This window comes from Tabrizicola sp., from assembly GCF_022842145.1.
In the GTDB taxonomy this organism is placed as follows: Bacteria; Pseudomonadota; Alphaproteobacteria; order Rhodobacterales; family Rhodobacteraceae; genus Tabrizicola.
In genome coordinates this window covers 263265-274440 of the sequence record NZ_JALHQD010000006.1, presented here as the reverse complement: position 1 = coordinate 274440, position 11176 = coordinate 263265, and the positions used below count along the sequence as shown (strand labels likewise).

General features: G+C 65.0%; 14 protein-coding genes. 9 read left to right on the top strand and 5 right to left on the bottom strand.

The genetic code is table 11. From position 1 onward, the window contains the following. On the top strand, positions 1-1002 hold a 1002-nt coding region (locus tag Q0C42_RS15500), incomplete at its 5' end, for a transketolase family protein (RefSeq protein WP_295077770.1). Between the two features lie 142 nt (positions 1003-1144). After that, positions 1145-2257: an HPP family protein gene (locus tag Q0C42_RS15495; protein ID WP_295077767.1), complete on the top strand. Its 1113-nt coding sequence runs from the start codon at positions 1145-1147 to the stop codon at positions 2255-2257. Here Q0C42_RS15495 and Q0C42_RS15490 read toward each other — a convergent pair. Continuing rightward, positions 2254-2838, bottom strand: a complete 585-nt coding sequence (locus Q0C42_RS15490; RefSeq protein WP_295077764.1) for a DUF2934 domain-containing protein — start codon at positions 2836-2838, stop codon at positions 2254-2256. The two genes, Q0C42_RS15495 and Q0C42_RS15490, sit on opposite strands and share 4 nt — an antisense overlap. A 50-nt stretch (positions 2839-2888) precedes the next feature. Beyond that, positions 2889-3863 carry a DUF808 domain-containing protein gene (locus Q0C42_RS15485; protein WP_295077761.1) on the bottom strand — a complete coding sequence of 325 codons (975 nt, stop codon included), beginning with the start codon at positions 3861-3863 and terminating at the stop codon, positions 2889-2891. A 186-nt stretch (positions 3864-4049) separates the two neighbouring features. Between Q0C42_RS15485 and gap (Q0C42_RS15480) the strand changes: the two genes are divergently transcribed. The 4 genes from gap (Q0C42_RS15480) to Q0C42_RS15465 all read left to right on the top strand — a co-directional run bounded on the left by gap (Q0C42_RS15480) (position 4050) and on the right by Q0C42_RS15465 (position 6661). Beyond that, positions 4050-5051: a type I glyceraldehyde-3-phosphate dehydrogenase gene (gap, locus tag Q0C42_RS15480; RefSeq protein ID WP_295077758.1), complete on the top strand. Its 1002-nt coding sequence runs from the start codon at positions 4050-4052 to the stop codon at positions 5049-5051. A 34-nt stretch (positions 5052-5085) separates the two neighbouring features. Continuing rightward, the gene (locus tag Q0C42_RS15475) at positions 5086-5229 is read left to right on the top strand and encodes a glyceraldehyde-3-phosphate dehydrogenase (protein ID WP_295077755.1); all 144 of its coding nucleotides are present in this window, start codon (positions 5086-5088) and stop codon (positions 5227-5229) included. 82 nt (positions 5230-5311) lie between these two features. Beyond that, on the top strand, positions 5312-6313 hold the full coding sequence (gene gap / locus Q0C42_RS15470) for a type I glyceraldehyde-3-phosphate dehydrogenase (RefSeq protein ID WP_295077752.1): 1002 nt from the start codon (positions 5312-5314) through the stop codon (positions 6311-6313). A gap of 177 nt (positions 6314-6490) precedes the next feature. Further along, the gene (locus Q0C42_RS15465; RefSeq protein ID WP_295077749.1) at positions 6491-6661 is read left to right on the top strand and encodes a hypothetical protein; all 171 of its coding nucleotides are present in this window, start codon (positions 6491-6493) and stop codon (positions 6659-6661) included. Between the two features lie 49 nt (positions 6662-6710). On the opposite strand, the gene coaD is transcribed toward Q0C42_RS15465, so the two are convergent. The 3 genes from coaD to Q0C42_RS15450 form a co-directional block, all read right to left on the bottom strand. Further along, complete coding sequence (gene coaD, locus Q0C42_RS15460; RefSeq protein ID WP_295077746.1) at positions 6711-7202, bottom strand: pantetheine-phosphate adenylyltransferase; 492 nt, start codon at positions 7200-7202, stop codon at positions 6711-6713. 74 nt (positions 7203-7276) lie between these two features. Continuing rightward, on the bottom strand, positions 7277-7711 hold the full coding sequence (locus Q0C42_RS15455; RefSeq protein WP_295077743.1) for a CBS domain-containing protein: 435 nt from the start codon (positions 7709-7711) through the stop codon (positions 7277-7279). Between the two features lie 56 nt (positions 7712-7767). Beyond that, the gene (locus Q0C42_RS15450) at positions 7768-8673 is read right to left on the bottom strand and encodes a LysR family transcriptional regulator (protein WP_295077740.1); all 906 of its coding nucleotides are present in this window, start codon (positions 8671-8673) and stop codon (positions 7768-7770) included. 135 nt (positions 8674-8808) lie between these two features. Between Q0C42_RS15450 and Q0C42_RS15445 the strand changes: the two genes are divergently transcribed. From Q0C42_RS15445 to Q0C42_RS15435, 3 genes are all read left to right on the top strand, one after another. Next, a complete protein-coding gene (locus Q0C42_RS15445; protein ID WP_295077737.1) occupies positions 8809-10308 on the top strand; it encodes a CoA-acylating methylmalonate-semialdehyde dehydrogenase in 1500 nt (499 codons plus the stop codon). Positions 10309-10386: 78 nt separating this feature from the next. Next, a complete protein-coding gene (locus Q0C42_RS15440) occupies positions 10387-10728 on the top strand; it encodes a hypothetical protein (protein ID WP_295077734.1) in 342 nt (113 codons plus the stop codon). Positions 10729-10810: 82 nt separating this feature from the next. Beyond that, positions 10811-11167, top strand: coding sequence for a hypothetical protein (locus Q0C42_RS15435; RefSeq protein WP_295077731.1), 357 nt, complete (start codon positions 10811-10813; stop codon positions 11165-11167). Positions 11168-11176 lie beyond the last annotated feature (9 nt).

Genomic DNA, 11176 nt, shown 5'->3' with positions numbered 1-11176 from the left:
CTGGCCTCGGTCATTCGCGGCGTGAAGAAGCAGGCCGTCACGGATATGCCGAAGCTGGCCACCCGCGCCTCGTCGGAAAAGGTGCTGGCCGCGGTGAACCCGGTGCTGCCGGAAACCATCGGCGGCTCTGCCGACCTGACGGGATCAAACAACACCAAGACCGCCGACCTGGGCGTTTTCACGCCCGAGGATCGCAAGGGCCGCTACGTCTATTTCGGTATCCGCGAACATGGGATGGCCGCAGCGATGAACGGGATGGCGCTGCATGGCGGCGTGCGGCCCTATGGCGGCACCTTCATGTGCTTCACCGACTATGCGCGGCCTTCGATGCGCCTCTCGGCGCTGATGGGCATCCCGGTCGTTTATGTCATGACGCATGACTCCATCGGTCTGGGCGAAGATGGCCCGACCCACCAGCCAGTCGAGCATCTGGCGATCAGCCGGTCGACGCCGAACACGCTGGTGATCCGTCCTGCTGACCTGGTGGAAGTCGCCGAAGCCTGGGAAATCGCGCTGACCGAGAAGACCCGGCCAACCGTCCTGGCTTTGTCCCGCCAGAACCTTCCGGCGGTGCGGAAGACCCACACCAACACCAACATGGTCGCCAAAGGCGCCTATGTGCTGGAGGAGGCGACGGGCAAGCGTCAGGTGATCCTGATGGCGACGGGCTCCGAGGTCGAGATCGCGTTGAAGGCCCGTGCCGCTTTGGAAGCGGAAGGGATCGGCACCCGCGTCGTGTCCATGCCGTCGATGGAACTGTTCGCAGCGCAGGACGAGGCCTACCGCCGCAAGGTCCTGCCGCCCGGCCCGGTGCGGGTCGCGGTCGAGGCGGGCGTCCGGATGGGCTGGGACCGCTGGCTTCTGGGCGAGCGCGGGCGCGAGGCGAAGGCCGGGTTCGTTGGCATGTCGACCTTCGGCGCCTCGGCCCCGATGGAGCGGCTGTACGCCGAATTCGGGATCACGGCGGACGCCACGGTTGCAGCGGCCAAGGCGCTGCTCTGACCCTTTGATCCAGTCTGGTTAAGCAAGCGGCGGCTTCGGGCCGCCGCTTCCATTTTTGACGGACCGCTGGCGCGCGAGGTTCTGACGGGCTTTTCATTTCGACTTTGGCCGGTCAGGGTCCGCCGCGAAAAAGGGGGCAAGGATGGACTGGCGGGGATTCGGCCCGGCGATGGGCAGCCCGAAGGTGGTGGACCTTGTCCGCGCCGGGCTTGGTGCAGGAGTGGGGCTGCTTCTGGCGGGGCTGGCCCTGCGGGGCGCAGGGCTTGGCTGGCTGATCGCACCCTTCGGGGCTTCGGCGGTGCTGGTCTATGCGGTTCCGAACAGCCCCCTTGCGCAGCCCTGGTCGGTGGTGGTGGGAAATACGCTGTCCGCACTGGTGGCGCTGGCGGTGCTGAGCGCCCTGCCCCAGGCCAGCCACGCCGTGCCGCTGGCGGTGGGTCTGGCGATTGCCGCGATGCTGGCCACGCGCGCACTGCATCCTCCGGGCGGTGCCGTGGCGCTTCTGGTGGCGCTTGGTGGTCCGGCGCACTGGCTGGCAACGACCGCGACCGTCGCGGCGGGGTCTGCCCTCCTGGTCGCGGTCGGCATCCTGTGGAACGGCGCGGCAGGCCGGGTCTACCCCTTCCGCCAGCCCGCCCAGCCGGGTCCGCACGGCACGCAGGACCCCACCCCCGAGGCGCGGATCGGCCTTGATCCGGCCGAGCTGGCCACGATCCTGGAAGACTTCCGGCAGTCGGCGAACCTTGGTGTCGCCGACCTGGCCCGACTGGTCGGCGCGGCGGAACAGGCCGCTGCGGCGCGGCGGATGGAGGGGTTTACCGCCGCTGACATCATGTCGCGCGATCTGGTGACGGTCGGCCCGGAGGCGCCCTTGTCCCAGGTCGCGGACATCTTCCGCACGCGGGGCTTCACCTCGCTGCCGGTGGTGGAGGGCACCCGCCTGATGGGTGTGATCTTCCAGATCGACCTGATCCGCCGCGCCCGCGAGGATGCCTTTCTTCAGCATTCCAGCCTGCTTGCCGCATTGGCCCGGTTGATCGACAGCCACCGCAAGACCCCGCCCAAGGCCGGTGAAATCATGGAGACCGGAGTGCCGCAGGTTACGCCTGCAACGCCCGTGGGGGCGCTGCTGCCGCTTCTGGCGGATGGCGGAGCCGAGGCGGTGCCGGTGGTGGAAGGCGCGGCCATCGTCGGGATCGTGACACGGACCGACCTTGTCTCGGCCTTGGCGCAGCGGCTGGCCCTGCTGGACTAACGCCCACGCACCGCAGCGTCATAGCCTGGCGCGGTGGCATCGGGGTCCGGGGGAGCGCTGTCCTCGTATTCGTCGCCGGGGTCCATCTCGCCCTCGACATCCTCCTCGGCGTCCAGGTCCTCGGGATCGGGCATCCCGTCGTCATTGAGGTCGGGGCTTTGCGGATCGTCCTCGGCATTCTCGGTGCTTGAGGTGAGATCGGCATCAGCGAGGGAAACCTCGGGCAGGTCTTCCTCAGGATAATCCTCGGTCGGAAGGACTCCGCCGTCCTCGGAGGCGTCACCGTCCGACAGGCGCGGGCCGTCGTCGTCCTGGATGTGCGGATAGGTCTGCTCCTCGCCCTGGTCGGTCAGCGTGGGGAATTCCCCGAGGTTGCCCTGGATCGAGGCTTCCTCGATCACAGGCGCCGCGGCCTCTTCGGGGTCGAGCGTCGGAAGCGCGACTTCCCGCATCGCCAGCAACTCGCGCGCCTGGTCGATGTAACGGTCACTGCCGCCCTCGGGACTGCCCGCCTCTTGCCACAGCAGATCGGCACGGTCGCGGATGCGGGCTTCCCAGGCGTCGAAGTCTTGGCGGTTCATGGTGGTCTCCCTTGTTGGGGAGACAACGCCATCTTGCAGGGCCGGTTCCGTCAGTGCGCGGCGGCCTTCTTGCCGGTGACGGCGGCCCAGAGCGGACCGATCATCCGGGTCGCGACGGGGATAAGGAGGACGCCGAGGATCAGTCCGAAGACCCCATCCAGCGCCGCCGTCACCACCCATTCGACGAAGCCCTGCGCCACGGGCACCGCATGGGCGACGGCCTCGGCGATGTGGTGGATCGTCTCGTAGGGCCAGGCCCAGAGATGGGTGACCTCCAGCCCGTGGATGACGATGTTGCCGCCGACCCACAGCATCGCGGCCGTGCCGACGGTGGACAGGAACGCCATCAGCTTTGGCATCGCCAGCACCAGCCCGCGGCCAAGCGCCCTGCCCCCGGAGGTCCGGCCCGTGGCGGCCAGGTGAAGGCCCACGTCGTCCATTTTCACGATCAGAGCGACCGCCCCGTAGACCGCGACGGTGATGATCGTGCCCACCACCGCCAGCGTGATGGCCTGCATCCAGAAGTTGGGGCTTTCGATGGTGGCCAGCGCGATGGTCATGATCTCGGCCGAGAGGATGAAGTCGGTCTTGATCGCACCGGCGACCTTTTCCTCTTCCAGGTGGGTCGGGTCCTTGGTGTCGAAGTCCGACGCGACAGCTTCGTCAGCGTGGGGGGCAAAGGCGTGGACCAACTTTTCCGCGCCCTCGAAGCACAGGTATGCCCCGCCCAGCATCAGCAGCGGCGTGATGACCCAAGGGGCGAAATGGTCCAGCGCCAGAAGGCCGGGAAGCAGGACGATAAGCTTGTTGCGCAAACTGCCAAGGGCGATGCGCCAGATGATCGGCAGTTCCCGGTCGGCCGAGAAGCCGTGGACGTACTTCGGGGTCACCGCGGCATCGTCGATCACCACCCCCGCCGCCTTGGTCCCCGCCTTGGCCGCAGCCGCCGCAATGTCGTCGATCGACGAAGCCGCCACCTTGGCGATGGCCGCCACGTCGTCGAGAAGTGCCAGAAGTCCGCTCATGCCTTGCCCCGTTCCGCCTGCAACCTTGGATGTAGCTGGAAACGCAGGATTCGGCAAAGTGATGCACCCGGTTAGCGCAAACAGGCGAAGATTGCGCTAACACTCTGATTTGCCGTCGTATTTTGTCTTGAATGTCGGATGCAAGCCGGTATCCCTGCGACCGGGATCACCAGGGAGAGTTTCAGCATGACCGTCACCGTCGGCATCAACGGCTTCGGGCGCATCGGGCGCTGCACGCTGGCGCATATCGCGGAATCGAACCGCAACGACGTACAGGTGGTGGCGATCAACGCGACGGGGCCGGTGGAGACGAACGCCCACCTCCTGCGGTATGACAGCGTGCATGGCCGGTTTCCCGGGGTGGTGAAGGTGATGGACGCCGGGCTTGACCTTGGTCGCGGGCCGATCCGGATGATGTCGACCTATGAGCCGAAGGAACTGGACTGGTACGGCATCGATGTCGTCCTGGAATGCACCGGCAAGTTCAACGACCGCGACAAGGCGGCGGTGCATCTGGGGCGGGGGGCGAAGCGGGTGCTGGTGTCAGCCCCGGCGAAGCGGGCGGATCTGACGGTGGTCTACGGCGTCAACCACCGTAGCCTGCTGCCAGAACACCTGGTGGTCTCGAACGCCTCCTGCACCACGAACTGCCTGGCACCCTTGGCCAAAGTGCTGAACGACACGATCGGGATTGAAAGCGGGATCATGACCACGATCCACAGCTACACCGGCGACCAGCCGACGCTGGACCGGCGGCACAAGGACCTGTACCGCGCCCGCAGTGCAGCAATGGCGATGATCCCGACCTCGACCGGCGCTGGCAAGGCTATCGGCGAGGTGCTGCCGGAACTGGCGGGCCGGCTGGAGGGTTCGGCGATCCGCGTGCCAACGCCGAACGTCAGCGCGGTGGACCTGACCTTTATCGCGCAGAAGTCGGTCACGGTGGCCGAGGTTAACGAAATCGTCAGGGAAGCCTGCGCAGGCTACATGGGCATGGTCATGGCCTATGACCCCGAACCGAAGGTGTCGATCGACTTCAACCACACGTCGCAGTCGTCGATCTTTGCGCCCGACCAGACCAAGGTCGCGGGGCGTTCCGTTCGCGTGCTGGCGTGGTATGACAACGAATGGGGTTTCTCCTGCCGGATGGCCGATGTGGCCGGCGCGATGGGGCGGCTCGCGCAGTAACCGGGGCCAGGCGCCCCGCTTTCCGGGGGCCGGCTTGACCAATACCATCGCGATCTGGCTGGGCCTGGTGATTGTCGCCGCCATTGTCGCCGACCTTGCAGTCAACAGCGGGGCGGCGTTTCAGTTTCTGGCGCGAAAATTCCTGAACTTGATCGACTGGGTGGCTTTCTGGAACTGACCGCGTCAAACTGCGGTTGCATTTCCCGGCGATATGTCTTTGTTAGCGCTATCGGGATACCCCAAACTTCGGAGGACTAGTCATGGCCGTCAAGGTTGCCATCAACGGATTTGGACGCATCGGACGCAACGTGCTGCGCTCCATCATCGAGTCGGGCCGCACCGACATCGAGGTCGTGGCAATCAACGACCTGGGTCCCGTCGAGACGAACGCCCATCTCTTGCGCTATGATTCGGTGCACGGGAAGTTTCCGGCCACGGTGACCACGGGCGCAGACAGCATCGACGTCGGCCGCGGGCCGATGCGGGTGACCGCGCTGAAGAACCCGGCCGAGCTGCCCTGGGGTGACGTCGACATCGTGCTGGAATGCACCGGCATCTTCACCTCGAAGGAAAAGTGCCAGGCGCATCTTGAGAACGGCTCGAAGCGGGTGCTGATCGGCGCCCCCGGCGACGGCGCGGACAAGACCATCGTCTACGGCGTGAACCACAACACGCTGACCAGGGATGACATCGTCGTCTCGAATGCGTCCTGCACCACCAACTGCCTGGCGCCGGTGGCTTTCGTCCTGAACAACGCCATCGGGATCGAGAAGGGCATGATGACCACGATCCACAGCTACACCGGCGACCAGCCGACGCTGGATACGATGCACAAGGACCTGTACCGCGCCAGGGCTGCGGCGCTGTCGATGATCCCGACCTCGACCGGCGCTGCCAAGGCCGTCGGTCTGGTGCTGCCCGAGTTGAAGGGCAAGCTTGACGGCTTTGCCATGCGGGTGCCGACGCCGAACGTCTCCGTGGTGGACCTGAAGTTCATCGCCAGGCGCGCCACATCGGTCGAGGAAGTGAATGCCGCGATCAAGGCCGCCGCCGAGGGTCCGCTGAAGGGAATCCTGGGTTACACGACCGAAAAGCTGGTCAGCAGCGACTTCAACCACGACCCGCATTCGTCGGTGTTCCACATGGACCAGACCAAGGTGATGGACGGGAGCTTCGTGTCGATCCTGTCGTGGTACGACAACGAATGGGGCTTCTCGAACCGCATGGCTGACACGGCTGTCGCGATGGGAAAACTGATCTGAACCCATTGATATAAAGGCAAAAGGGCGCCATCTGGCGCCCTTTTTCCTGTCCGAAGCTATGCGGTGACTGCATAGCCGCAGCGCAGCATTGGTCATTGTTGGCGCCAACGGAACGCTTATGTTCCGGCCATGCGAGAAGGAAAAGCAGTCCTCTCGCGCTGTATAAGGACGATGAAGATGACCTCTGTGTATGAAATGCTGAAGACCGCTGCGGCGAACTATGCGCTGTACCGCCAGACCCGCAACGAGATTGCCAACCTGCCTGCCGACATCGCGCTGGATCTCGGGATTCTTCCCGGCGACGCCGACCGGATCGCGCGCGAAGCGGTCTACGGCAAGGCGGCCTGATCGCGGCCAGAACGCTGGACGATGCGGGGGCCTGCGGGCCCCTTTTGCATCAGCGGTACTTGTGGACCAGGGCGTCGACCACCGGCGGTGTCACGAAGTTGGAGACGTCGCCGCCCAGCCGGGCGATCTCCTTTACCAGCTTGGAGGCAATCGCCTGACGCCGGGCATCGGCCATCATGAACACCGTCTCGATGCTGGCATCCAGCGCGCGGTTCATGCCGACCATCTGGAATTCGTATTCGAAATCCGCCACCGCGCGCAGACCGCGGATGATGATTCCGGCGCCGACGTCGCGGGCGCAGTCGATCAAGAGGTTCTCGAACGGATGGACGATGATCTCGCCCCCGGTCTTGGCGATGATCGCCGCGCATTCCGCCTCGACCATCGCTACGCGCTCTTCCAGATTGAAAAGCGGCCCCTTGTCACGGTTGATCGCCACCCCGATCACCAGCCGGTCCACCAAGGCCATCGCGCGCTGGATGATGTCGATGTGGCCCAGGGTGACCGGATCGAAGGTCCCCGGATAAAGCCCGATGCGCATGGCTCCCCCTTGGCTGGCCGCATGACTTCTGCACGCAACAATATTGCCCGCGCGGGTGCAAGCGCATTTCCGCCCTAGAAGCCCTTGATCATGCCTTCCAAGGCTTCCTTCTCGGCCGCCAGTTCCATCAGCCTGGCCTTGACCACGTCGCCGATGGAAATCAGGCCGACCATCTGGCCCTCCTCGATCACCGGCATGTGGCGAAAACGGCCATCGGTCATCCGGCCCAGCACGGCATCGGTGCCTTCGGTCCGTGTGCAATGAACGATCTTTGCCGTCATCAGGCTTTCGACCGGGTCTTTCAGGCAGGTGGCGCCGCGTTTGCCCAGTTCACGCACGATGTCGCGCTCTGAAACGATCCCCAGGGCCGCCTTGCCGTCCGACGAGACGATCACCGCCCCGATCCGTTTCGACGAAAGGATCGCGGCAACTTCCTGGACGGTGGTGCCTGGTTCGACTGTGATGACGCCAAGGTCACCCTTGGATGCGAGGATTTGCTGTACGAGCATGGGACGGCCCCTCCTCCTGACCGGAGGTCAAGGGTCGGACCTGACAGGGGATTCTGTCAAGCACGGGTTTCGTCCGCGATCAGCGCCTCAAGCCGCACCATCTCGGCCCGCGCGCCGCGGGTCAGCTGATCGGCGAAGCGGTTCAGCCGATCCAGCCGCGCATCGCTTTCGTGGCGGATCAGCCAGAAGCTGCGCGTCAGGCTGATCCGGTCGGTCAGGATGCGCGCGAGGTCCGGCGCGGCCGGAAGCGCGAAGTCATGCACGACCCCGACCCCTGCCCCGGTCCGCAGCCAGTTCAGCTGCACCGAGACCGAATTCGACGTCAGGGTCGCAGGACCGATCCCGATCTCGGCGAGGTAGTCCAGTTCCTTGTCGAAGATCATGTCCGGAATGTAGCCGATGATCCGGTGCCCCTGCAGGTCCTCGGGCGCGGTGATGGCGCGCGCCCCTGCCAGATAGTTGCGGCTGGCGGCCAGGTGCAGTCGGTAGTCCGTCAGCTTCTGCACGGTCAATCTGCCTGCTTCGGGTCTGCTGACGGCGATGGCCATATCCGCCTCGCGCTTGGACAGGTTGAAGACGCGGGGGAGTGCAACGATCTGCACTTCCAGCCCGGGATTTTCGTCACAGATCCGGGACAGGACCTGGGGCAGCAGGTAGTTCGCGCAGCCGTCGGGCGCACCCAGCCGGATCAGCCCGGTCAGGCCACCGGGTCCGGTCAGGCTTTCCTCGGCACCAAGGGTGGCGCGCTCGGCCTGTTCGGCATGGGGGATCAGCCGGGCGCCCTCCTCGGTCAGCGCATAGCCCTGCGGCGACTTGGTGAAAAGCCGCGCGTGGGTGGCCTCCTCAAGCCGGGCTATGCGGCGACCGACGGTGGCCGGGTCGATCTTCAGCCGCTTGCCTGCCGCCGAGAGGCTTTCGGTGCGCGCCACGGCAAGGAATACGCGCAGGTCGTCCCAGTCCATTCTTGAACCTCACTAGGTGGGCAATACTGTCCACCCTACCCCTGCCCTGCATTCCTGCAAAACCTTTTTGGACGATTGCCGCTTTGTCTGGCGTTTGTGCAGGGGTAGAAGGACAGCAACCTTAGGAGGGATTCCATGCAAGAGATCGGTCACTGGATCAACGGAAAGCGCGTCGCGGGCACTTCGGGCCGCTTCGCCGATGTCATGAACCCCGCCACCGGCGAAGTGCAGGCGCGCGTCGCTCTGGCCACGCTAGGCGAGTTGGACCACGCCATCCAGGAGGCCGCCAAGGCCCAGGTCGGCTGGCAGGCCACGAACCCGCAGCGCCGGGCCCGGGTGATGATGGCTTTCGGCGCCCTGATCAATGAAAACATGGACAAGCTGGCCGAGATGGTGGCCCGCGAACACGGCAAGACCATTCCCGACGCCAAAGGCGACGTGCAGCGCGGACTTGAGGTGATCGAGGTCTGCATGGGCGCGCCCGCGATGCTGAAGGGCGAGGCGATGGACAGCGCAGGTCCGGGCATCGACCTTTACGCCATCCGCCAACCGCTTGGTGTCGTTGCCGGAATCACGCCGTTCAACTTCCCGGCGATGATCCCGCTGTGGAAGATCGGACCGGCGCTTTCGTCGGGCAATGCGATGATCCTGAAGCCGTCGGAACGGGTGCCTTCGACCTCGCTGTACCTGGCCGAACTGCTGCAACAAGCTGGCCTGCCGGATGGCGTGCTGCAGGTGGTGAACGGTGACAAGACCGTGGTGGACGGCATCCTGGACCACCCGGTGATTCAGGGCGTGGGCTTTGTCGGCTCGACCCCCATCGCGCAATACATCTACGGCCGGGCCGCTGCGAACGGTAAGCGGGCGCAGTGCTTTGGTGGTGCGAAGAACCACATGATCATCATGCCCGACGCCGACCTCGACAAAGCCGCGGACGCGCTGGTGGGCGCGGGCTATGGCGCGGCGGGCGAACGCTGCATGGCGATTTCCGTGGCCGTCCCGGTCGGTGAAAAGACCGCGGACGCACTGATCGAACGGCTGATCCCGCGGATCGAGAAGTTGAAGGTCGGCCCGTACACCGCTGGAAACGATGTGGATTTCGGGCCGGTGATCACCCAGGCCTCGAAGGACCGCATCCTTGGCCTGATCAATTCGGGCGTCGAACAGGGCGCGAATCTGGTGGTCGACGGCCGCGGCTTCAAGCTGCAGGGCTATGAGAACGGCTTCTTCGTCGGCCCCTCGCTTTTCGACAACGTCACCCCGGAGATGGATATCTACAAGCAGGAGATCTTCGGGCCGGTCCTGACGACTGTCCGCGCCGGGTCCTACGAGCAGGCGCTTAAGCTGGTGATGGACAACGAATACGGCAACGGCACCGCGATCTACACCGCCGACGGCGACACCGCGCGCGACTTTGCGTCCCGGGTCAACGTGGGCATGGTCGGGATCAACTTCCCGATCCCGGTGCCGCTGTCCTACTTCTCGTTCGGTGGCTGGAAGAAATCGGCTTTCGGTGACCTGAACCAGTACGGGCCCGATGCCTTCCGCTTCTACACCAAGACCAAGACCGTCACGGCGCGCTGGTTCAGCGGCATCAAGGACGGTGCCAGCCTGAACTTCAAGGCGCTGGACTAACCTCTCCGGCGCGGTTTCCCCCGGGGAACCGCGCCTTAACTACCGGCGTTCCCTTGCTGATCCATCAGCGAGGCCAGAATGCGACCCCTGATCCTTTCCCTGCTTCTTCTCTTCCCCGTCGGTCCTGCGCTGGCCGGGCAATGCGCTTCCATCGTCCCCTCGGTCTGCGAGCGTCCGATCGATGACGCCCCTGCCCGCAAGATCCTGCGGGTGAAGCCCACGGTCACGCCCTTCATCGTCGGTGACAGGTTCCCGGTCGAGACGCGGTCCTTGCTGATGGACCCGGCCCGCTATGACCTTGCCCCCTCGGATGGAAGCTGGCGCTACTATGCGATGGCGGGCGTGGTCTACCGGGTGGAAACCGCTTCTGGTCTGGTGCTGGAGGTGATCCGCACGCGCCGGACCTCGCACCTGCGCTGAAAGCCGCTTGGCCCGAACCTTTCAGGAACTAAGAGGCCCGCCAAACGGTTTTACTTTCGTATCAGAGCAGAAGGAGGCCAACATGCCCCGTATCACCACCATTCTTGCCGCCACCCTTGCGGCATTCACCCTGACCGGCGTTCCAGCGCTGGCTGAAGGCGCCAAGGACTGCCCGCCCGGCCTGGCGAAGAAGGACCCCGCCTGCGTCCCTCCGGGACAGGTCGGCAAGTCCTATAACCCGGACCATGTCTATGCCGAAGGCGACCGCCTCCGCGGCCACTACGTGATCGTTACCGAAGATCAGTGGGCGGACCTGTCGCTGACGCCGCTTGACGATGACAGCGTCTACGTGGTGATCGACAACCAGATCGTCCGCGTCAAGGAAAGCAACCTTGTCGTCATCGAGCCGATCCGCATCTTGGAAAACGTGCTGAACTGAGCACGGGCG

What these genes read in the sequence shown, in the direction of transcription:
- gap (WP_295077758.1), top strand. Translation starts at nt 4,050, where the DNA reads ATGACCGTCACCGTCGGCATCAACGGCTTCGGGCGCATCGGGCGCTGC.
- Q0C42_RS15440 (WP_295077734.1), top strand. Translation starts at nt 10,387, where the DNA reads ATGCGACCCCTGATCCTTTCCCTGCTTCTTCTCTTCCCCGTCGGTCCT.
- Q0C42_RS15455 (WP_295077743.1), bottom strand. Translation starts at nt 7,711, where the DNA reads ATGCTCGTACAGCAAATCCTCGCATCCAAGGGTGACCTTGGCGTCATC.
- Q0C42_RS15495 (WP_295077767.1), top strand. Translation starts at nt 1,145, where the DNA reads ATGGACTGGCGGGGATTCGGCCCGGCGATGGGCAGCCCGAAGGTGGTG.
- Q0C42_RS15465 (WP_295077749.1), top strand. Translation starts at nt 6,491, where the DNA reads ATGACCTCTGTGTATGAAATGCTGAAGACCGCTGCGGCGAACTATGCG.
- gap (WP_295077752.1), top strand. Translation starts at nt 5,312, where the DNA reads ATGGCCGTCAAGGTTGCCATCAACGGATTTGGACGCATCGGACGCAAC.
- Q0C42_RS15435 (WP_295077731.1), top strand. Translation starts at nt 10,811, where the DNA reads ATGCCCCGTATCACCACCATTCTTGCCGCCACCCTTGCGGCATTCACC.
- Q0C42_RS15445 (WP_295077737.1), top strand. Translation starts at nt 8,809, where the DNA reads ATGCAAGAGATCGGTCACTGGATCAACGGAAAGCGCGTCGCGGGCACT.
- Q0C42_RS15485 (WP_295077761.1), bottom strand. Translation starts at nt 3,863, where the DNA reads ATGAGCGGACTTCTGGCACTTCTCGACGACGTGGCGGCCATCGCCAAG.
- Q0C42_RS15490 (WP_295077764.1), bottom strand. Translation starts at nt 2,838, where the DNA reads ATGAACCGCCAAGACTTCGACGCCTGGGAAGCCCGCATCCGCGACCGT.
- Q0C42_RS15450 (WP_295077740.1), bottom strand. Translation starts at nt 8,673, where the DNA reads ATGGACTGGGACGACCTGCGCGTATTCCTTGCCGTGGCGCGCACCGAA.
- coaD (WP_295077746.1), bottom strand. Translation starts at nt 7,202, where the DNA reads ATGCGCATCGGGCTTTATCCGGGGACCTTCGATCCGGTCACCCTGGGC.